18 protein-coding genes are annotated in these 22696 nt (G+C 44.0%); 7 read left to right on the top strand and 11 right to left on the bottom strand.

Going from position 1 to position 22696, the window contains the following annotated elements; translation table 11 throughout:
- Positions 1–110 precede the first annotated feature (110 nt).
- From GVN20_RS27775 to GVN20_RS27745, 7 genes are all read left to right on the top strand, one after another.
- A complete protein-coding gene (locus tag GVN20_RS27775) occupies positions 111–1067 on the top strand; it encodes a ParA family protein (RefSeq protein ID WP_166561469.1) in 957 nt (318 codons plus the stop codon).
- Between the two features lie 7 nt (positions 1068–1074).
- The gene (locus tag GVN20_RS27770) at positions 1075–2028 is read left to right on the top strand and encodes a hypothetical protein (RefSeq protein WP_166561468.1); all 954 of its coding nucleotides are present in this window, start codon (positions 1075–1077) and stop codon (positions 2026–2028) included.
- 221 nt (positions 2029–2249) lie between these two features.
- Positions 2250–4043, top strand: a complete 1794-nt coding sequence (locus GVN20_RS27765) for a PQQ-dependent sugar dehydrogenase (protein ID WP_206023390.1) — start codon at positions 2250–2252, stop codon at positions 4041–4043.
- Positions 4044–4097: 54 nt separating this feature from the next.
- Complete coding sequence (gene deoC, locus GVN20_RS27760) at positions 4098–4865, top strand: deoxyribose-phosphate aldolase (protein ID WP_166561467.1); 768 nt, start codon at positions 4098–4100, stop codon at positions 4863–4865.
- A gap of 62 nt (positions 4866–4927) precedes the next feature.
- Positions 4928–5911, top strand: a complete 984-nt coding sequence (locus GVN20_RS27755) for a ThuA domain-containing protein (RefSeq protein WP_166561466.1) — start codon at positions 4928–4930, stop codon at positions 5909–5911.
- Positions 5912–6021: 110 nt separating this feature from the next.
- The gene (locus tag GVN20_RS27750; RefSeq protein WP_166561465.1) at positions 6022–7260 is read left to right on the top strand and encodes an SGNH/GDSL hydrolase family protein; all 1239 of its coding nucleotides are present in this window, start codon (positions 6022–6024) and stop codon (positions 7258–7260) included.
- Positions 7261–7390: 130 nt separating this feature from the next.
- Complete coding sequence (locus GVN20_RS27745; RefSeq protein ID WP_166561464.1) at positions 7391–11227, top strand: ExeM/NucH family extracellular endonuclease; 3837 nt, start codon at positions 7391–7393, stop codon at positions 11225–11227.
- A gap of 92 nt (positions 11228–11319) precedes the next feature.
- Here the strand turns inward: GVN20_RS27745 and GVN20_RS27740 are convergent, their stop codons facing one another.
- From GVN20_RS27740 to GVN20_RS27690, 11 genes are all read right to left on the bottom strand, one after another.
- Positions 11320–11823, bottom strand: coding sequence for a DUF6691 family protein (locus GVN20_RS27740; protein WP_166561463.1), 504 nt, complete (start codon positions 11821–11823; stop codon positions 11320–11322).
- 30 nt (positions 11824–11853) lie between these two features.
- Positions 11854–12429, bottom strand: coding sequence for a YeeE/YedE family protein (locus tag GVN20_RS27735; RefSeq protein ID WP_166561462.1), 576 nt, complete (start codon positions 12427–12429; stop codon positions 11854–11856).
- An 11-nt stretch (positions 12430–12440) separates the two neighbouring features.
- Positions 12441–13799 carry an OprD family outer membrane porin gene (locus GVN20_RS27730; protein ID WP_229599215.1) on the bottom strand — a complete coding sequence of 453 codons (1359 nt, stop codon included), beginning with the start codon at positions 13797–13799 and terminating at the stop codon, positions 12441–12443.
- Between the two features lie 113 nt (positions 13800–13912).
- Positions 13913–15583: a bifunctional UDP-sugar hydrolase/5'-nucleotidase gene (locus GVN20_RS27725; RefSeq protein ID WP_166561460.1), complete on the bottom strand. Its 1671-nt coding sequence runs from the start codon at positions 15581–15583 to the stop codon at positions 13913–13915.
- Between the two features lie 18 nt (positions 15584–15601).
- Complete coding sequence (locus tag GVN20_RS27720; protein WP_166561459.1) at positions 15602–16024, bottom strand: DsrE family protein; 423 nt, start codon at positions 16022–16024, stop codon at positions 15602–15604.
- Positions 16021–17103: a c-type cytochrome gene (locus GVN20_RS27715; RefSeq protein WP_166561458.1), complete on the bottom strand. Its 1083-nt coding sequence runs from the start codon at positions 17101–17103 to the stop codon at positions 16021–16023. The genes GVN20_RS27720 and GVN20_RS27715 overlap by 4 nt, the downstream gene beginning before the upstream one ends.
- 173 nt (positions 17104–17276) lie before the next feature.
- Positions 17277–17492, bottom strand: a complete 216-nt coding sequence (locus tag GVN20_RS27710; RefSeq protein ID WP_166561457.1) for a hypothetical protein — start codon at positions 17490–17492, stop codon at positions 17277–17279.
- 116 nt (positions 17493–17608) lie between these two features.
- Complete coding sequence (locus GVN20_RS27705) at positions 17609–19030, bottom strand: rhodanese-like domain-containing protein (protein WP_166561456.1); 1422 nt, start codon at positions 19028–19030, stop codon at positions 17609–17611.
- A gap of 188 nt (positions 19031–19218) precedes the next feature.
- A complete protein-coding gene (locus GVN20_RS27700) occupies positions 19219–20634 on the bottom strand; it encodes a rhodanese-like domain-containing protein (protein ID WP_166561455.1) in 1416 nt (471 codons plus the stop codon).
- 105 nt (positions 20635–20739) lie between these two features.
- A complete protein-coding gene (locus GVN20_RS27695) occupies positions 20740–21546 on the bottom strand; it encodes a sulfite exporter TauE/SafE family protein (RefSeq protein ID WP_166561454.1) in 807 nt (268 codons plus the stop codon).
- 156 nt (positions 21547–21702) lie between these two features.
- Positions 21703–22668, bottom strand: a complete 966-nt coding sequence (locus GVN20_RS27690) for a YihY/virulence factor BrkB family protein (RefSeq protein WP_166561453.1) — start codon at positions 22666–22668, stop codon at positions 21703–21705.
- Positions 22669–22696: the final 28 nt, after the last annotated feature.

The following is a 22696-nucleotide window of genomic DNA, read 5'->3' as shown; positions in this document are numbered from 1 at the left end:
TAAATCCAAAACCTTGTACTACTTTTTACCGCATTTTGTCAAAACACTTTTACTAACCATTATTATTTTAACTATTTTTGTAAAAAAATAATGACAAAATCAACAATCGTATGATAAGTCAAAAAGAAGTAGAAAATTTTTTGAAGCATAACCCCGCCCTCACCGTATCGGCTTTGGAGAAAGAAGCAGGAATTCCGAAGGGAACCATTGCCCAAGCACTCACGGGTTCACGTAATCTAGCAGAAAAACATCTGACTGCGCTCTTCCCCATATTAACCAAATACGGTTATTCATCCACCCTTTACGAAAAAGCCCGAGTCATATCCATTATTAATCACAAAGGGGGAGTGGGAAAAACAACCACAACGTCCTCATTAGGGGAAGCATTAGCTAGGAGAGGTTTTAAAGTCTTGCTTATCGACCTAGACCCACAGGGTAATCTCAGTCAAATTCTTGGTGTAGAAAATCCAGAAGTGCAGGTAGCCCATGCGCTGCTAAACCACGCTCAACTACTACCCATCATTGAAATATCTGAAAATCTTTATCTATCCCCCTCTGATATTGAGCTTGCCGATGCCGAGATTCAACTTATTTTGAGTGTTGGTGGCGACTTACGTCTAAAAAACAAACTCCAACCTTTACTTACGGAATTTGAATACGTACTGATTGATTGCCCTCCCTCCCTCAATAAACTGACGATTTCGGCCATGAATGCATCCAACAGCTGTTTGATTACACTATTACCCGAAATGTCGGCCGTAAAGGGCCTTAATTCGCTTCTACAGCGCGTTATGGAGGTGAAGACGAACCTCAACTCAGAATTGAAGGTTGATGGCATAGTGTTTACAATGGTGAAGAAAAACAGCGTCCATGACGGAATCAAAGAAAACGTGAAAGAGAACGTGCCGATTCGGGTCTTTAAAACAGAGATCAAACACCTAGTAGACTTTCAGAAATCACAAATTTTACAACGTCCCATTGCCAAATTTGCCGATAACTCCGAGGCTGCGAAAAATTACCGTGATTTTTGTAATGAGTTTATTGATTATCTGCAAATTGTAAAATAATATCCCTATGGCTAAGCTCAACATCAAAAACGCCATTGGCGAAAAAACCAAACAAGCACTCAATAACAGCTATATCACTTCTGAACAGATAAAGCAAAACATTCAAATTTTAGAGGAACTTCGCAGTTTCATCCCCTCTCCTACCGAGGATGAACTTAATCAACTGGAACAAAATATCATTAAAAACGGGTGTAAAGACGCGCTACTGTTATGGGAAACTACTCAAGGGGTGGTTAACGATTCTTCTCTCACCCCCAATGCCCCCGCCTACATATTGGTAGATGGGCACAATCGCTATCGTATTTGCACCGCCCGAAACATTAATTTCAACGTTCAGTTGATGCCTTTTTTGTCCCTTAAGGAGGTAAAAGACTACATGATAGATTTGCAGTTGGGTCGTCGAAACCTAACCCCCCAACAAACTTCCTATTTTAGGGGTCTCAGGTATAATTTAGAGAAGACTGAAAAAGGTAAATACGACCGAAATGACCATAAGTCCCAGAGTGGGACTTATGGTGAAAATGACGGAGAAAAGCATAATTCCCAAAATGGGACTTATGATAAAAATTCACTTTCAACCTCCGAAAAGTTGGCCAAAGAATATAAAGTTGGCAGAAATACAATTCTAAGAGACGCCGAATTTGCCGCAGGGCTTGATAAGCTAGATAATGACCTTAAAAATGCGGTTTTAAGCGGTGAAATCAAGATTGGTAAAGCTGATATTCAGAAATTAGCCAAGACACAGGAAACCCAACTCATTGACTCAACGGAGAAACTAGAGGGTATACTCACTGAAAAAGAAACGACTCTATTCGTAAAAAATAAGCCCAAAGCACAGGTAGAAGAAACGAAAAAAATGCTGAGAAAAGCATTTGAGAAAATCACAGCCTCATCGGATGTTAGAATGAAAGATGTTGATAAATTGATTGAATGGGCAGAGAAACTAAAACAACTGATTTGAAACCGTAACCCCTCATTTTCACACTCATCTACTGAAAGCTTTCTCCCTAAACGAGAGAGCTTTTTTGTTTTTTTGAAGGTATGTAAAGCATGATGTCAAGTATTCTTGTACGCCGCCAATAATATCTTGCAATCGTTTTCGGGAGATTTTTGGCTAAATCTTCTTTCATTAAGAAATGTCCTTTTTTTATCCATACTTCAATCAACTATTTTTATTATCTAATGAAAATTATCAACCCCACTGCTTTCATATCTTCGGTTTACCCAGCTAAAATGCTCATTTTTATATCATTTTTTACCGCATTATTGGGCGTGACCTCCTACGCAGGGGAAAATAAAACAACCTCGAAAAGCTCCCAAAAAAGATTAGTTGAAGACGAATATTCAACCGATAAGAAAATAATTACCAAAGGACAGATTTTATTTGAAAACAACTGTTCGGCGTGTCATAACTTTTTGCAGAAGGGCATCGGACCTGAACTTTCGACCGTAACAACCGTAGTGCCCTCAGAATGGCTAAAAAAGTTTATCCAAAATGCCCCCGAGATGATTAGTAGCGGTGATGCCCGTGCTTCTATGCTTTTTGATGAATATAAGCAGGTAATGCCAGCCTTTACAACATTACCAGAAGCCGACATTAAGGCAATTATGTCGTTTATTAATTCCAAACGAAAAACTGAAACTACCGCTTCTGTTTCGAGTCATTTAGGAACGCCTGTGAGCAATCCAATCCCCAAGAAAATTGAAAAATCTGGATTACACTTAAAATTAGATTACCTAACTACCGCTCCCCCCACAGCGGCAAAATTGCCCTTGGCCAGAATCAATAAGATGTTGAAATTGGCGGGAGCAAAAGACCGGTTGTTTATCGTGGATTTGCGGGGGAAACTCTACGAAATAATTGAAAATCAACTCGTAGAGTTTATGGATATTGCCAAAGAAATTCCTGAATTTATTCACGCTCCAGGATTGGCGACTGGATTTGGGAACTTTGCTTTTCATCCTGATTTCTACCGTAATGGACTTTTTTACACCACCCATACCGAAAAAGGAAAAGCTGCTACGCCCGATTTTGGCTACGCCGACTCCATAAAAGTAACCTTACAATGGGTACTCCGAGAATGGAAAATGGAAAATCCTAATGCCAATTCTTTTTCGGGCAAAGGTCGTGAGCTGATGCGGGTCAACATGGTTTCACCCATCCACGGAGTACAAGAAATTACGTTCAATCCTTTAGCCAAGGCGGGGAGTGCTGACTATGGTTTATTGTACATTGGAGTGGGAGATGGGGGCGCTACAGAAAATGGTTTCGCTTTTTTATGCAATGATAAAACGCACGTTTGGAGCTCCGTATTACGCATCAATCCATTAGGGAAAAATAGTAAAAACGGGCGCTACGGAATTCCTGCGTCAAATCCATTTGTTAAAGTCAAAGGCGCGGTTGGTGAAGTGTATTGCCGTGGTTTTAGAAATCCCAATCGCATCATTTGGACACCAGATGGTAAAATGTTGATTACTGATATTGGCCAAACCCAGATTGAAGAAATCAATATTGGCAAACCAGGAGCTGATTACGGATGGCCCGAGCGGGAAGGCACTTTTGTGATGAACGCACGCGGAAAAATGAATTTGGTGTATCAGTTACCCAAAAATGAGCCTCCAACCAAGTATACTTATCCAGTAGCTCAATACGACCACGACGAAGGCAATGCCATTTCGGGGGGATATGTGTATTCTTCAAACAGCATTCCGTCGCTTAAAGGCAAGTATGTTTTCGGTGACATAGCCAATGGCCGTATTTTCTACGTCGAAAATAATCAGTTACGCATCGGACAGCAGGCCACCATTCATGAATTGGAGCTTATGCTTGATGAGAAGTTAATAACTTTACGAGAACTCACAGGCCATGCCAAACCAGACGCTCGATTGGGAGAGGGGCTAAACGGTGAATTGTATATTTTTACAAAAACAGACGGGAAAATTTACAAAGTCAGCGCTTGTATGGTAAATGAATAACTGTTTTGCAGAAATGACCCATTATAATGATATTTTACTTTAAACTTGATTGTTATGAACACTGCAAAGATTCGCAGCCTTGCAAAAATGATTGACCACTCGCTACTGCATCCAACCCTGACGGATGCAGAACTACTGGAAGGTTGTAAACTGGCCCTAAAATACGATGTTGCCTCGGTTTGTATCAAGCCTTATGCGGTCAAAATGGCCACGAAGTTGCTGGCAGGTACTGATGTTTTGGTAGGTACGGTGATTGGTTTTCCCCACGGTAACAGTACCGTTTCTATAAAAGTCGCCGAAACTGTTCAGGCCTGTAAGGACGGTGCTGTTGAGATTGATATGGTGGTCAACATCGGAAAGGTATTGGCCAATGATTGGACTTATGTGCAAGAGGAAATACAAGCCGTTTTAACGGCTTGTAAGCAGCACGGGGCCATTCTGAAGGTGATTTTTGAGAATGATTTCTTGCCCGAAGATTCCTTTAAAATCAAACTTTGTGAAATTTGTACGGCAGTTGGGGCTGAATTTGTGAAGACCTCCACGGGCTACGGTTTTGTGAAGGGCAGCGACGGAAAGTACAGCTACGAAGGCGCTACGGAGCATGACCTTCGTTTGATGCTCGACCACGTGGGGCCTGGGGTTTTGGTCAAAGCCGCGGGTGGGGTGCGTACTCTTGACGGGCTTCTGAAAGTGCAGGAAATGGGCGTTGCGCGTTTGGGAGCCAGCGCAACGGCGGCCATTATGGAGGATGCTTATCGTCGTTTTGGATTAGTCGATGGTAGCGCGCCCACGGGCCCCATTGCCGAAAGTAAAGGGTATTGAGTAAAAATACTGTTTTTTAGGAAGATTTAATCGATTAGAAATTATAACCATTCACTTTTTTCATGAAACCTACTTACGTTTTTTTAGTGCTTCTGACCACGCTGGGGTGGGGAAATGCTCAAGCCCAATCCAAAAAAGAAAAAGGTCCAAAAATCATCAAAACTTTGATTGTTGACGGGCAAAATAACCACGAGCAGTGGCCCAAAATAACGTACATGATGAAAGATTACTTGGAAGAAACGGGTAAATTTTCGGTGGATGTGCAACGTACTTATTACACTTGGAACGGTGGTGATCTCGTTGATAAATACAAAATCAAAGGACTTCCTGCCACCAAAGCAATGGCAAATGCCAAAATGGATTCCGCTTTTCATCCCGATTTTTCTAAATATGATTTAGTGGTTTGTAATTTTGGTTGGAACGCCGCCCCTTGGTCGGACGAAACGCAGGCTGATTTTGAGAAATTCATGAACAATGGCGGTGGTTTAGTGGTCGTCCATGCCGCCGATAATTCATTTCCGAAATGGCCCGCCTATAACCGAATGATTGGGGTAGGAGGCTGGGGCGACCGTAGCGAAAAAGACGGCCCTTTTGTTTACTACGATGAAAATGGAAAGTTAGTTAAGGATATGCAGGCTGGTAAAGCAGGCTCTCATGGAGCACAAAAAGAGTTTTTAATCACCGTCAGAAACTCCAAACACCCGATTACGAAAGGAATGCCGCTGAAATGGATGCACACCAAAGATGAAATGTATGACCGCCTGCGCGGGCCCGCCGAAGATATGGAAGTATTGGCCACGGCTTTTTCTCCTAAAGATAACCGCGGAACTGACCGCCACGAACCCATGTTGATGACCATCAAATACGGCAAAGGGCGCGTTTTTCATACGCCGCTAGGACACGTTGATTATTCGGTCGAATGCGTTGGTTTTATCACTTGCCTTCAACGCGGTGCTCAGTGGGCCGCTACTGGTAAGGTCGATATCCCCATTCCAAGAGATTTCCCGACCGAAAATGCCACTAGTCAACGCAAGTTTGTTGATTAAATAAACCAGAATGAGGAACAATTAATGGAGAAAGACGGATAGAAATAGAAGTTAGAAGTACATTTGGGATAAAAATTAACACGTTATTTATCGGTATTTTCCCAAACGTAATGAGAAAACTTCTTTTTGTACTGTATTCAGTACTTTTTGCTCCAGACACCATTGCACAAACCGAAACTTTGGTCAATTCCGTTGAGGCAACCTATCGCGCAGGTTTGCCTCATTTTTTTGATAAAATACAGAAAGGCCAAGCCGTAAAAGTGGCCTATTTGGGTGGGAGTATTACCCGGGCCGATCATGGTTGGCGCACTAAAACATTCCAATGGTTGCAAAGCAACTATCCCCAAGCACAATTTGTGGAAATCATGGCTGCCATCGGTGGAACAGGCTCAGATTTTGGGGCTTATCGCTTGCAAAACCACGTTCTGCAATATGCTCCTGATTTGGTTTTTGTGGAATTTGCCGTCAATGACAATGGAAAATCGGCGCAGGATGTGAAGGAATCAATGGAAGGAATTGTTCGCCAAATTTGGCAACAAAACCGCTCCATTGATATTTGTTTTGTGTATACTTTCTCCCGCCCGCAGTTGGAATTTTATCAGCGGGGTACATTCCCCGTTTCTGCATCAGCGATGGAAGGCGTCGCCGATTATTACCAAATCCCCTCAATTTCAATGGCTTTTCCTGCGGTGAACTTAATTGCTGAGGGAAAAATGGTGCTTCAAGGTAAGGCTGGTTCTACTACTGACCCAATGGTTTTTTCGGCGGATGGAGTGCATCCTTTCCCTGAAACAGGGCATAAGGTATATGCAGACGCCGTAAAAAAACACCTCATTCAGCTTCAATCGGTTGGGAAAAAAGGCAAACACAAGTTGAAAAAGGCGTTAATGCCTAACAATTTAGAAAAAGCAAGCCTTTTGGCGCTGGATAAAATCGAAAAAAGTTCGGGTTGGCCACGTGTCGATTCAGTCGTGGTGGGAAAAGCTTACGCCTCGCTTCTGACCTCCGTTATTGCTTCTGATGACACTTCGGAGTACATCAAGGTACGTTTTAAGGGAACAAGTTTTGGAATCGTGGATGTGATAGGGCCGAGTAGTGGGCAAATTAGAGTATATATTGACAATGAGCCGCCTCGTTACATCAATCGTTTTGATGAGTATGCGACCTACTACCGGATGAATTATACCATTATTAACGGTTTAAAAGAGGGAAATCATGAGGTAACCATAAAAGTTTCCCCTGAAAAGCTTGATAAAGCGTTGATTTTGCAAAAACGCAATAACAAAATAAACAACCCTAAGTTATACGAGAAGCAGTTTTTATACTTAGGAGGGATTTTGGTGAAATGATAAAGCCTTTTAAGTATGACTATTAGGTATATTATTTTTTAGAATTTATATTTTGATAATATAACTGTTCGTATTTTCGCGAAATACATAATTTTACTTCACTCAAATCCAACGTTCTAAAAAACCATTTATGACTTCACTTTTACTACCCCCTTTAAATCCCTTACGTTGGCTTCAGCATTTAGGCTCTTTTTGCCTTTTAGCCTTATTGCTAACGGTTTCAACGGTTTCGCGGTCGCAGGCACCTACCGAATTGTTCATTTCTGAATACGTTGAAGGAAGTAGCAACAACAAAGCGATTGAAATTTATAACGGTACTGGTAGTTCTATAAATCTAGCGACTGGCGGTTATAATATTCAGATGTTTTTTAACGGTAGTGCTTCTGCGGGACTAACCATTAATTTAACGGGGACGGTCGCTAGTAATGATGTTTTTGTTATTGCTCAGGCCTCTTCTAATGCGGCTATATTGGCCCAAGCTGATCAAACCAATGGCGCTGGTTGGTTCAACGGTGACGATGTGGTTGTGCTTCGCAAAGGCACTACAATTATTGACGTAATTGGTATAATTGGAAATGACCCTGGGACCGAATGGGGATCGGGGCTAACCTCTACCGCCGACAATACCCTTCGTCGGAAAGCAGCCATCTGTGGTGGTGAAGTAAACGGAAGTAATGCATTTGACCCTGCCACCGAATGGGATGGCTTTGCCAACGACACATTTGGTGGCTTAGGAACGCACACCGCTACTTGCGGTCCCGTGACGCCTACGCTCAACATCAATGACGTTTCTAAAGTGGAAGGTAATACCGGCACCACTACTTATTCATTTACCGTAAGTTTGAGTGTAGCTGCGGGAGCAGGTGGAGTTACGTTTGATATTGCAACCGCCGATAATACCGCTAGTTCGAGCAGTGATTATGTAACAAAATCATTGACTGGACAAACCATTCCTCAAGGCTCAAACAGTTACAGTTTTGAAGTGGTAGTAAATGGCGACGAAACAACCGAGCCAAACGAAACTTTTTTTGTTAATGTAACCAACGTAACTGGTGCAACTGCGGGTGATACACAAGGGCAGGGAACCATTCAAAATGATGATATTGCAGTTTCCAAAATACACGAAATTCAAGGAAGTGGCGCAACGACGCCTTTTGCTGGCACAACGGTTGCCATTGAAGGCATTGTAACGCGTACTTTTCTTGGTTCAACACGTTTGAACGGTTTTTATGTACAGGAAGAAGATGCCGATACCGACGGCAATCCAGCCACTTCTGAGGGGATTTTTGTTTTTGACCCCGCCCAACTTTTCAACGGTAACATCGGTGATAAAGTAAAAGTAACGGGTAAAGCGGCAGAATTTACCTCAAGCGGAAGCAGCTTAACCCAATTGAACGAATTGGTGAGTGTACAGAATGCGGGTGCGGCTACGTTACCTGCTATTACCAACGTACAATTACCTGTATCTGACGTCAGCGACTTGGAGCGCTATGAAGGAATGCTTGTGGAGTTGAGCGCCGCCACGGGAAATCTTACCGTGACAGAGCTGTTTCAATTGGGCCGTTTCGGACAACTTGTGCTCTCCGCAAACGGTGACAGCAATCAACCTGGCACCGACGCCCGTTTAGATCAATACACGCAGTTTAATACGCCAAGCGTAGCAGGTTATTCTGATTATCTGGCCCAGATTGCCAAAAGAAAGATTTATTTGGATGATGGCGTTGGTTCACAAAACCCTGACCCTATCATTTTTGGTCGAGGTGGAAATCCCCTCAGCGCTTCCAATACCCTCCGCACGGGCGACGAGGTCGTGAGTGTGGTGGGGGTGTTAGACCATCGTTTTGAAGGCTACCGAATCCAGACCTTGACCAGCCCTAATTTTGTGGCGACTAATGCCCGCCCAGCTACGCCTCCCGCCCTGGGTGGCACATTGAAAGTGGCTAGCTTTAACGTGCTCAACTATTTCAACGGTAACGGTTCGGGCGGTGGGTTTCCTACTTCACGCGGAGCGGACAATGTTACCGAATTTAATCGTCAACGGGATAAAATTCTGAACGCAATTATTACTTCAGGAGCTGATGTAATTGGTTTGATGGAAATTGAAAATGACGGTTTTGGAGCCACGAGCGCTATTCAGGATTTAGTGAATGGATTAAACGGAATTGCGGGTGCGGGCACCTATAATTTTATCAATTCAGGCAACATTTCTACTGACGAAATAACCGTTGCAATGATTTATAAACCTGCTACGGTCAGCCCAGTTGGCGATTCTAAAGCCATTCCTTTTGATTTTGGTACGGGTTCGTTCACGGTAGTAGGAAGACGGTCGTTGGCGCAAACATTCCAGCAGGTTTCAACGGGAGAAGTGTTTACGGCTGTAGTAAACCATTTTAAATCAAAGGGTAGCAGTTCAGGCGGTGCAGGAGATACCGATTCTGGCGACGGACAAGGCTTCTCCAACGGAACACGTACACGTCAGGCACAGGATGTAGCCGCGTGGTTATCGACAAATCCTACGGGCGCAACCGACCCTGATTACCTTATTCTTGGTGATTTGAATGCGTACGCCAAAGAAGACCCACTAACTGCTTTTGCCAATGCGGGTTTCGGAAATCTTCTTCCTTTGACTTCGTATTCATACGTCTTTGACGGACAACTTGGTTCGCTTGACCACGCCCTTGGAAGTTCTGCCTTGGCCTCACAGGTAACGGGGACCGAAAAATGGCACATCAATGCAGACGAGCCCACCGTTTTAGACTATAACACAGAATTTAAAACAGCAGGTCTTGTTGCTTCATTGTACAGCACTGAGCCTTACCGGGCTTCCGACCACGACCCTGTTTTGGTCGGACTGAATTTGTGCACTCCGCCCACAATCACTAACGTAGTAGTAACCCAACCTACTTGTTTGACCGCTACGGGCAGCGTTGTAATTACCGCCACGGGTACAGGTACGTTGGAGTACAATTTGAATAATATAGGTTGGCAGGAATCAAATACTTTTAGCGGTTTGTCTTCGGGAAATTATACCCTTGTAGTGCGCTCCAAAGCCAATACATCTTGCTCTACAACCTATGCAAGCAACCCCGTTGTGGTTAATGCTGCTCCGCTTGTACCTTCAGTGTTCAACGTTTCGGGCGGTGGTGGAAAATGCAGCGGAAACAATGGAAATGGAGTTGTGCCATCATTCACTATTACACTGAGCGGTTCGCAAACCAACGTAAATTATCAACTCCTCCGCAATGGCTCGCCAGTGGGCAGCGCAGTAGCGGGCACAGGTAGCTCTTTGACATTTACGCAGACCGAGCAGGGTGCTTATACGGTTTCTGCGACTTCAACGACTGGCTGTACATCGGCAATGACGGGAGAGGCCATTATTTACACCAACAGTCGCCCCGATAAATTTAAGGTGTCGGGTGGTGGAAATTACTGCGTGGGTAGTGCGGGGGTAGAAGTGGGTATGGAGGATTCTGAATCAGGGGTCAATTACTTGCTCAAGAAAAATAATGTAAGTACGGGAATTCTGGTGGCAGGAACTGGTAGCGCTATTAGTTTTGGGTTGCAACTTGCTGGTACGTACACAGTTGACGCCATCAACGCCGCCACGGGTTGTGACGCTAACATGAACGGCTCAGCAGTTGTTTTGGCCAAAAACTGCAACGGTAGAGTAGGAGCAGAAACCTTTGACCCAGATGATTCTTCTGATGCTAATGTGTGGGCGGCGATTGCGCCCAACCCTGTGATTGGAAGAGAATTGACCCTTTTGGTGAAAGGAATGGCTGGTAAAACGGTTGAGTGGCAATTGCTGAATGTGCAGGGAAGTGTGGCTGTATCGAGCCGATTTGTGAGCGGTAGTAACGCCCATCGTCAAACCCTCTCTGTTCCTCAATTGGCGGCAGGCTCGTACCTGCTCAACGTTCAGTCAAATGGTAAAAGTCTGACGTTGAAAGTGATGAAAGCAGAATAATTTTTCATTAATTAATATTGAAAAAAGACAGCGAGTCTAGCGCACATTTTGGCGTAGATTCGCTGTCTTTTTTTGCGGTATTTTTTTAGGGCTTAATTAGGTAATTTATCCCTAAAATACCCATAGGCCCAGGTTCCTGCCACGGCGCTCAATAACGTGACAATCACGGCCATATAACCACTGCCGATTTGAGCAAATAGAGGCCCAGGGCAAGCGCCCGTAATGGCCCAGCCTAAACCAAAAATAAGGCCACCGTAGATTTGTCCTCGCTGGAATTTCTTGGGGTGAAACTGAATAGTTTCGCCAGATAATGTCTTGATATTGAATTTTTTAATCAAAAATACTGAAACCATTCCAACCACTACGGCGCTACCAATAACGCCGTACATGTGGAAACTTTGCAAGCGGAACATTTCCTGAATACGGAACCAAGAAATGATTTCGGCTTTGACAAAAACAATCCCAAAAAGAACCCCGACAATCAGGTATTTGATATTACTGACCCAACTTTCGGGTTGTGCCATGTCATTGGGAGCTTCACAGGCGAAGGGCTGTTCATCTTGCTCAATGGGAGGAGAAACTTGTTGAAAACTCATTGTTGTATGCTTTAATGTGTTGGGTTTCAATTAAAATAATTTGAAAATAATGGGCATTAGTAAGTGAGTCATGGTAAAACCGCCAATCATAAAACAGCAGGTTGCGATGAGAGACGGAATCTGGAGATTTGACAACCCCATGATTGCGTGACCCGAAGTACATCCACCCGCATAGCGTGTGCCAAAACCAACCATAAAACCACCTAAAACAAAGAAAATGAATCCTTTCAGGGAGAAGAGTGCTTCCATGCTAAACAAGTCGGCGGGCATCAATCCCGAAAAATCCTGAATTCCTAACGTCCGCAAATCAGCCATTGTGTTGGTTGAAAGTTGGAAAGCGTTGGGGTTTTCCATAAAGTTGGTGGCAATCATTCCTCCAAAAAATACGCCGAGTACGAAGACCAAATTCCAGATTTCTTTTTTCCAATCATACTTAAAAAAGGAAATATTGGCGGGAAAACAGGCGGCGCAAATGTGACGCAGTGAGGATGAAATACCAAAAGATTTGTTTCCAATCAATAATAATGTGGGGACAGTCAGCCCAATCAGCGGCCCAGCCACGTACCACGGCCAAGGTTGACGAATCAGTTCAATGAATTGTTGCATGCGAATGTTAATTAATAGTGATAATTGAGAATTAAGTTGAAGTGAGACATATTTACTTTGTTGAATACATAGCGGTCGTTTTGGTATGTTTCGCCAATTTCATCTTTTCGAACAACCAAAAGTAGGGCGTTTAATCCTTTCAAGTATTTTTCAAATTGATACGTGATGCCTAAGTTAATTTGAGAGTACGAAGGCATACCGTATTTGTTAAGTGCGAAATTTTTGATATCGGGTAGTTGGAAATACCCGCCGCTGATTTCAATTTTTAGGTTTTTCCGAGGTTTATAAAAAGTATTGATACTGGTAGCCGTTATGTCCCCAAAACCTTCGTTTCGTTCGCGGGGCATAAACGTATAAAAAGGTTCGCGGCCCCATTCTCGCGGCATGAGGTACCGACCTTCGGCGGTGATTCGGGTGGCATTTACGTACCAATCAAATTTGGCAGATTGCCGCCCGATTCGGCCCGAAATCACCGTTGACGTTGCTCTAGGTTGAGTATAAGCCTGCGACGGGTCTGGATTTCCACCATTACCCAATGCATTTTGCCTAACTAATTGACTTCCTATAAACCAATTTTTGCCTGCTTCGGTTTTTGACTTCCATTCGGCTTTCAGAAACCCCGTGTTAGTTATGTTTTCAAGGTAGGTATCCCAAAGCTCAATCGACCATTGTTTTTTACGGTACGTTGCGCCTAAAATCCCGACTCCTTTTGATTCCGTATTTCCTTTGTACTGAGAGGGTTTCCCGTTTATATCGACTCCTACGGGATAAATGCCCATACTTTCACCCACTTCAAACCACCGAACGGTAGAGCGGGGAGAAATCCGCCAAATGTATTCGCCGTGGAGTTTGAGGTTTGACCATTCATTGATATCTACCACGGCGGCTTCGGTCAGGGTGGGTCTCATGCGTCCATCTTGAGGATTGATAAAGGGCGACAGGGGGATTTGCCGACCGATGGTAACGACCGATTTTTTACCGAAGTGGGTTTTGATAAATAACTCCTCCAATCGGTCCAAATCTTCGTGGTCGTTGGGGCGCTCAATGTCAAAGAGGCCAATCTCGTAGCGGTTGACTTGTCCTGTTTGTGGGTCGGCTTTGGCGAGGTCAGTGGATTTGATGTTAAACATAAAAAAACCACTTAAACCGAGTTGAAAACGCTTAAAAAATTTGGGCGTTTCGTAGCCAATTCCAGCCCCAGCCCCCCATGCATAAGCATCACTCAGATTGCCGTCGTTTACGGTGCCTGACCAATAAGACCGGGCATGACCGTAAAAGCGTCCGTTGGAAAAAAAGTGGTTCAACGTATTGGTATCTTTTTCTATTTCTCGGTGACTATGTATGCCTTGTCCATAAACACGACTTAACATACCTGACAACAATATTAAAATATAAAAAGTGCGATTCATTTTCTTCTCTGCCTCGTGTTTTGAAATAACATTACAAAAGTACAGGTAAGAAAAAGGCCCTTCCGTGACAAATGTTACCTAAAGGTATAATCTACCCCAAAAACTTGACTTAAAAGATTCTGAGGAGCGTCTAAGATGGTGGCATCGTGGCGTAAAGCGGGCGTAACTGGAGAAAATTCCCGCAAATATTCTTTCATCACTGTATGCAAGGTATAGGAAGTAAGCCTTGCTTCTTTCACTCCTTTAAGGCGACAAAGCATGTCATCGGGGTCACCGTCGCGTTCGCAGGCGCACAAGGTGTAGGTTTTGTCAAGATTGAGAGGCTCACCGCCAATGGTTACTTTTTGCACCCGTTGACCCACTCTTTCCTTTGCTTTAAATTCTATCTTCATCCCTTTAAACCGTATCAACCAGCCTCCAAAACGTTTGGATGCATCTTGGGCAAATACGTTTTGCAATTCTTTTTCGAGCCATTCTATGAGTTGTTGGCCCGTTGCTTTGGCTGTTTTGACGTTAGAATCAATGGGGAGCATGTCAAAAAGATAACCTTCGGTGATGGCCACTTTTCCATCTTTGCCCGCGGTTAGGGGTGGGCAAAAACGAAAACCGTTTGACAAGGCTATATCTGAATTAACCTTCCATTTGAGGGCGTCCACAATTAAGGTATCGATTGTGTTTTCGACCACAAAATTTCGGTATAAGGGTAAAGTACTGTACCCAATAACACGATTTATTTCGGCCCGGTACGGTTTTTCAATTTGTTCTATTAACTCCTGTACTTCCTTTTTGGCGGGATATTTTTTAGGGTCAACTTCAATAAGTTCGTATGAATCTCCCGTGATTTTTCCATCTTTAACGCGCAAGTCGAGTTTTCCGATGAATGAACCAAAAGCGCCCGGTTCTACAATTTTGGTGTATTCAGCCTGAATGGGTTTTCGTACCCGTTCGTGCGTATCAGCCCCAAAAATATAGTCAACTCCTTTACAGTCAGTGTTGTTGCCCAAAGCAATTTGTTGGCTAAGCCCTAAATGCGAAAGTAAAATTACAAAATCGCATTGTTCTTGCTCTTTTAACAATGTCACGTATTCTTTTAGGCTTTCTTCGGGTTTGGTGTAAATAATTCCTTTACTGTACATGGGAGATTGACGAATCGGAACCAACGGGTCGGTATATCCCAAAAAACCGATTTTAATCCCCAATCGGTTGAAAATCTGGTAGGGTTGAAAAATGAGATTTCCCCGTTTGCCGTCGCCTGCGTCGTGGTACATATTGGCGCAGACTTTGGGCGTCAGTAGCCCGCCCATCAGGTGCTGCATGTTTTGTTTGTTGTACACCACTTCCCAGTTTCCAGGAAGATACAGGTCATAATTGAGCGCATTTAACAGCGGAACAAACGCTTTTCCCGTAGTTTTGACGGCAAGCATACTGCCCTGAAACATATCGCCCGTATCCATGACGATGGTATTCGACGGGTTTGGTTTTCGCAATACATCTAAGGCCGTAGCCAAATGTGCGTAGCCTCCTGCTTTACGAAATGTAAGTTGGTTGTTCTCCCAAAAAAGCTCATCGTGGGGGTGAAGCTGGCAGTGGACGTCGGTGGTTTGTAAGAATGTAATTGTTCCGTTTTTGGGGTGGTTACCTTTTTCGGAATTTGTGTTTTCTTCAGAAGCCGACAGGGGAGGTGTACTTCCCAAAATGGCCCCTGTAAACAAACCTGATTGGAGGAATTTGCGGCGAGAAGGCATTGTTTATAAAGGTTTAAGTTAAAATCCCGCTTTGATGTAAGACCAACCTTCCTCTTGCCTGAGTACAATTTCTGCCAGCCCGACGGGGACAAAAATGGCCGCTGGTAAAATCTGGTTTTTGGCTATTTTTCGTTGTTTAAGGCTATTTTCACACACGGCAAAGACGATTCCACGTTCTTTCAGAAGTTCAATTTCTTTGCTCAGGATGGCTTCGTCTTTTTTCATAAAACCTACCCCAGCATTGTGAACAACAACTTCGATTTTGGCGGTTTTCCAATAATCTAAGACGTTTCCTAGTTGTTTAACGAGTGCTTTATGCACAAGGGTGTCAGCGGAGGCCAAGTGAAATACGATGCGATGTTCTTTCTCCGGTGTTTGTCCAATGGCCTGATTTACAAACAAAATACCCGTTAAGGCAAAAATAAAAAGGAGTGATTTCATAGGGAGGCGAGGCTAGGCTTTTTGGATTTATTGGCTTTGTGTTTTTCTTTCCAATCCTTGATGGGCTTGTAAGGGCCATATTTATGCTGGGTTTCGGTAAATGGGTCGGAGTAAGGGCCAAACGGATGGTCGAAGGGCTTGCCGTCGATATTGGGCCAATCCTTGCTTAAGTCTTTGGTAGGTCGGGGCATGGAATTAACATAGGCAGCTACGTCCCAGGCTTCTTCGTCGGTGAGTTGGGCATTTTTGTAGGTGACTCCAAAAGGCATGTTGTATTTTACATAGCCCGCAAAGTTGGAAATGCGGTACAAACCCGCGCCGATATTGTAGCTGTTGGGGCCCCAAAGCGGCGGAAACGTATAGCTTTTACCGTCGGCGGCCAATACACCTTCGCCTTTTGCCTGATGGCAACTTTGGCATTTTTGTTCATACACTACTTTCCCCAAAACGGGGTCTGTGGCTCTTTTGAGTCCTTTGAGCTTATAAATTCCTGAGCCTTTGGGTGCTTTATTTTTGGGAACTCCCGTCCCTAACCATTCGATGTAGGCCAAAATGGCCTTCATTTCGCGGCTGGTCGAGTCGGGGGCTTTTCCGTTGAGGCTACGCTCAAAGCAATCGCTAACGCGTTTTACTTGATTTTCGCTTGTTCCCGACCGTTCGCGAAATTTGGGATAGGTAGACTGCACGGCAAAATAGTTGTTGCCCCAAGGCTGTGCACCCGCTTGCAAATGGCAGTTTTGGCAATTCATGCCGTTAGAAATAGGCTTTACGCTGCCCTTGGGCCCCAGATAATCAGCCGTGTGGGCAATGAGCGCTTTGCCATAATTGATTAACTTTTGTTGTTCTGGGTTGAATTTTGACTTTTGCCAATCGGCGGGGCCAGGCCAAAGACCCACAAAGTTTGAATCGGGCTTTACATAATTGTTTTGCTCAACAATGGGCGCATTATCGTTTGAATTGGAATCACCAACGATCAGAATATATCCTAAAAAGAACATTAAACTGGCCGAGGTCAGTAGTAAGACTAATAGAATTTTGAGCGAGCGTAGTAACGTTTCTACGAGGTTGTTGAACTCCATGATTGCCAAAGTGTTGTGAAAGGCGGTGGGACAAAATTAGCGGTATTCAGTTTCTTTCAATGTGATATATGTTACATATCAATGAAAAAATTGAATAAAAAAATGAATATGTAAAATATGAAAATAGTGAGTTAAATGTAGGGAGTTTCACCTAACGAGTGGTTAAGGTTGCGCTATTTTATCCATTTTAGCGCGATACTTCGTAGGAGCAAAAGCCAAGGGGTTAAATGTAAAAAAAAATCAAACCAATCCATGGGTTTCATACCCACGGCTCCGCCGAGTATCCATCGAATTTTACCAAATAAGTGCGGCTCCGGAAGAAAAGGAGCCAATCCTAACGTCAGACTTGCCATGAGCCAAAGTTGCCAATTGTTGAGCATATTTTTCATTCTTAGGTTGATTTTATCACAAAAATCGGGGTTATTACTTTCTTACATCGTGATATATGTTACACAAAAAAGAGAGAACGAATAAATCGCTCTCTCTTGCAAAGGAAGTGGTTGATTTACAATAAAGTAGAAGGACAGACGTATTCCGTCAAAGGTAGTTTTCCCACGCTTTGGAGGGCCGCAAAACCACCCGCTACATCCACCAAATTATCAAAGCCCCGGGCTTTTAAAATCGAAATCGCAATCATGGAGCGATACCCACCCGCACAATGAACATAAAAGGTTTTGTCGGTTGGAATTTGGGCCATGTGGTCATTCAGAAAATCCAGCGGTAAATTTTCAACGCCAACCACGTGCTCGGCCTCGTATTCGCTCTTTTTACGCACATCAAACACCGTCAGGGATGGGTTTTCGGTAAACAAATCTGAAAACGTTTGGGCCGAAATAGATGTGACGCTGTCCAACTCCAGACCAGCTGCTTGCCAAGCGGCCATGCCGCCCTGCAAGTAGCCGATGCAGTTGTCGTAGCCCACCCGGGCCAAACGCGTGATGGTTTCTTCCTCTTTGCCCGCTTCGGCTACCAATAAAATCGGTTGTTTTAAATCGGGAATAAGCGTACCTACCCACGAAGCAAACTGCCCGTTAAGGCCGATATTGATGGCATTTGGAATAAATCCTTTGGCAAAAGTTTGGGCTTCGCGAACGTCCAAAATCAGGGCTTCGGTTTCGTTGGCGGCGGCTTCAAAAGCGGCAGGTGTCAATGCCTGACTTCCACGCTGCATGACATCTTCGAGGCATTCGTAGCCTTGAATGTTCATCAATACATTTTGAGGAAAGTAGGCGGGGGGAGGAACCAACCCCTTCAGAATTTCTTTTATGAATTGTTCTTTGGTCAGATTCAAATTGAGCGCATAATTAAACAACTTCTGGTTGCCGAGGGTGTCGGTGGTTTCTTTACTCATTTTCTTACCGCAAGCGCTGCCTGCACCGTGGCCTGGATAGACGATAATGTCGTTGGCCAACGGAATGATTTTGGTGCGGAGAGAATCGTAAAGATGCCCCGCCAGTTTTTCTTCCGTCAAATCACTATTGACGTGCTGCGCCAAATCGGGGCGGCCTACATCCCCGATAAACAGGGTATCGCCCGTGAAAATGGCCGTTTCTTTACCGTTTTCATCAATCAACAAAAAGCAGGTTGATTCCATCGTATGGCCGGGCGTATGAATGGCCTTGATTTTTACATTGCCCAACTGAAATTCTTCCCCGTCTTTGGCAACGTAGGCTGTGTATGCGGGCTTGGCGGTGGGTCCAAAAACAATGGTGGCGCCCGTAGCGTTGGATAAATCAATGTGTCCCGAGACAAAATCGGCGTGGAAGTGGGTTTCGAACACGTATTTTATGTCAACGCCTTCTTTTTTGGCGCGCTCTACGTAGGCTTTGGTATCACGAAGAGGATCGATGACGGCGGCTTCGCCGTTTGATTCAATGTAATAGGCGGCTTCGGCCAAACAACCCGTGTAAATTTGTTCTACTTTCATGTCTTTTGAGGAAGTTTATTTTGCTGATTTAATAGAACAAAATTACCGCCTGTTGGTAGCCTTTTCTGTAACTTTTAGCACACAGAAATACTGATTGATGTCAGCTTTTATGTCATTTAATAGACTCTAAAACCCACAAAAAAATCCCCGACGTGGTGGCATCGGGGATTTAATGAAAATAAAGCGGGTTAACAAGCGGCAGCTTCGACCAATTCGGTTGCAGTTGGATTTCCTTTCGCGATCCATTCGTTCATGCCTGCCGAATAGTTTTTTACATTTTTGAATCCGTTTTTGACCAAAAGAGAATACCCAATAGCGGCCCGGTCTCCACCCTGACAATGGATAACCACTTGCTTATCTTTACTGATTTTATCCAAATTGGAGAGAATCGTGCCGATAAAAATATTCTCGGCTCCCTCGATGTGTTCGGTATTGTATTCCGACACCCCGCGCAGGTCGATTACCTGCGTATCTTCGCGGTTGAGGTAAGACTTGAATTCGTCGATTTCGATGATTTCGCTTTTTTGGAGCGGGATTTCGAGAGCGTTTACGTCGTCAATATAACCAAGTACGTTGTCTAAACCAATGCGCATCAATTTGCGGGTGAGGTCTTCGACTTGGTTGTCGTTGGCCACCAAAATAAACGGCTCTTCGTAATTTACAAACCAGCCCATCCATGTAGCAAAGGCGTTGTTTCCCTGAATGTTGATGCTTCCAGGAATAAAACCTTGGGCAAAATCAACTTTATTTCTGGTATCAATCAATTTGATGCCTTTTTCCATGGCGGCTTTTACAGCATCGCCTGAAAGTTTTGTTTGTGTTGGTACCTGCGTAAGCAACGGTCGCGCTACTTTGTTGAGTTTTTTCATCATGGCAAAGTACTTGGGTGGCTCGGGTTGGTCGGCGAGCAGGTAATCCACAAATCCTTTTTGGTCATCGTCGTGCTGAAACGCCCAATTCCTGATTTTTTCGTAACCCACCGTTGAGCTAGGAACAGCGCCGAGGGCTTTGCCACAGGCCGAACCCGCTCCGTGGCCGGGCCATACCTGCAAATAATCGGGTAAAGCGGCAAATTTTTGGATGGAATTGTACATTTGAAGCGCACCTGCGTCTTGTGTTCCTTTCATGCCTGCGGCTTTTTCCAATAAATCGGGACGACCGATATCACCTACAAAAACAAAATCGCCCGTAAACAGCATCACTGGTTTGGTACTTGCGGGGTTGTCGGTAAGTAAGAAACTAATACTTTCTGGGGTGTGGCCAGGGGTGTGAATGACTTCAAATGTAAGGTTTCCTACCTTAATAACACTCCCGTTTTTCAGACCGATGTGGTCAAATTCATACTCCCAATCTTCGCCGCCTTCATCAGAAAGGTACATATTGGCGCCAGTGATTGCGGCTAATTCGCGGGCTCCTGAAAGAAAATCGGCGTGAATGTGGGTTTCGGCGATATGGGTGATGCGCAAACCGTTTTGTTTGGCAATTTCAAGGTACGTATCTACATCTCTTTTGGGGTCAATGACCATGGACTCACCCGTTCTTTGGCAACCGATAAGGTAACTCGCTTGGGCTAGGGTTTTGTCATAAATGTGTTGAAAGAACATGGTTGTGTTGTGTTAAGATTAGTATTGTTGAATTAATGATACAAAGTTAGAATGAGGGGATGCTCCGTACTGTGACAATTATTACATAACCCACATTTTGTTTGATTATTTAAAGAAAATTTCTTTTGAAATAATCCCGATGCCCATCACGAGTACAAACCAGCCAAACGCTCTTTTGAGTTTTTCGCTCGGGACGAATTTTGAAAGGTAAGAGCCTACGAAGATTCCGACGACGGAGAAAGCGGTAAATTCAAGCAGAAATGGCCAATCGACGGGAAGGTTGGATACGTCGCCGATAAAGCCGATGAGTGATTTTGCGGCAATGATAAGCAGTGAAGTTCCTACGGCCATTTTCATGGGCAAATGCGCTAAAACCACCAAGGCAGGGATAATTAAAAAACCGCCGCCCGCCCCCACGAGGCCCGTTAATGCTCCCACAACGGCCCCTTCAAGCCCAATGACAGGGTAGTTGAATTTCAACTCGCCAGTTTCTTTGTTTTTAGTCTTTTTCTTCTCTTTAATCATTGAATACGAAGCGGCCAACATCACTATGGCAAAAAATATCATGATGCCGATATTTTTGGTAACTTCAAATCCACCCACCGAAAATAACGAGTCAGGAATGGCAGGAACGAGGTATTTGCGGGTTAGAAAAACGGTGATAAAAGAAGGAACGGCAAAGACCAGCGCGGCGCGATAATTGACCAATTCTTTGCGCATATAATTGACCGAACCAACCAATGAAGTAGTACCGACCACGAAAAGGGAATACGCCGTTGAAAGAACAGGGTTGATGCCCAATAAATAAACTAAAACGGGTAAAGTGAGAATGCTCCCGCCGCCACCGATAAGCCCGAGACTTATTCCTATAAAAATGGAGGCTGAAAAACCAAAAATTTCAATTGAGCTCATTTTCTTTTGCAGTGAGTTGTTGAATGACTCTGCAAAAGTAGAAGGTCAAAAAGGGCCTTACCGTGATAATTGTCACACAGGTCAGGAAAGTTTTAAGAAAATTGAGGGAATTTTTACACGGGGATGCAAGAGCGTTATGAGGGTATGCTTGGATTACTAGCCCTTATCTATGAGTTCTTTCTTTTTTTTTTCGTTGGTTTGGATAGAATCTTTGCCGTTTTCAATCTCTACTTCTTTGACGGTAATGGCGTACGCATTGGGATAAATGGCTGAGCCAAATTTCATGGCGTAGGCCTTCGTAAATTCGGCCCCAAAATAGAGAATCAAAGAAGAATAATAGATCCAAACCAACAAAATAGCCATCGAGCCAGCGGCACCGTACATGCTGCCGATGTTGGTTTTACTGATGTAGAATGAAATACCAAACTTGCCGAGCATAAATAAAAGGGCAGTGAGCATCGAGCCCGCCAATACGTCGTGCCACTTGATTTTGGCATCGGGCAAAACCCTGAAAATAACCGCAAACAGTAAGCTGATGACGATGAACGTAAGCGCTTGATTAAGAATATAAAACACCACAATCGTGACTTCAGGAAATGCGGCCTGCAACCGATTGTTGAATCCGTCTAAGATGGTAGTGACGGCCAATGAGACCACCAGTAAAAACCCAAGACTGATAATGACCGAAAAGGATAAAAAACGGTTTTGGATGATTTTGAGCCATCCTTTTTTTGGTTTGGCTTTGATGCCCCATATTTTATTGATGGAGTCCTGAATTTCGGCAAAAATACCTGTGGTTCCTATCAACAAAGTTGCTATACCGATGGCGGCAGCGGTGGTACTTTTACCACTTATGGCAGCTTTCTTGATGATTTCCTGTAACTCTATGGCGGTGTCTTTGCCCAAAAAACTGTCTAGCTGCGCATAAATTTGCCCTTCGATGGCTTCGCGCCCCAAAAAAATTCCAGAAAAGGAAATGATAACCACCAACAACGGTCCTACCGAGAATACGGTAAAATACGCCAGCGAGCCGCCGAGTTTGGTCACATTGTCGTCTAAAAATCCGTTGAATGAATTAAGTAAGACTTCCCACAATCCTTTAAGCGTGATTTTTCGAGTCATTGAATTCGTTTTTTAGTGGATGGGGTAA

It is taken from the genome of Runella sp. CRIBMP (assembly GCF_009905605.1).
Lineage (GTDB): Bacteria > Bacteroidota > Bacteroidia > Cytophagales > Spirosomataceae > Runella.
Note: the sequence above shows the minus strand (reverse complement) of the source record. Positions and strands in the feature narration are given on the sequence as shown.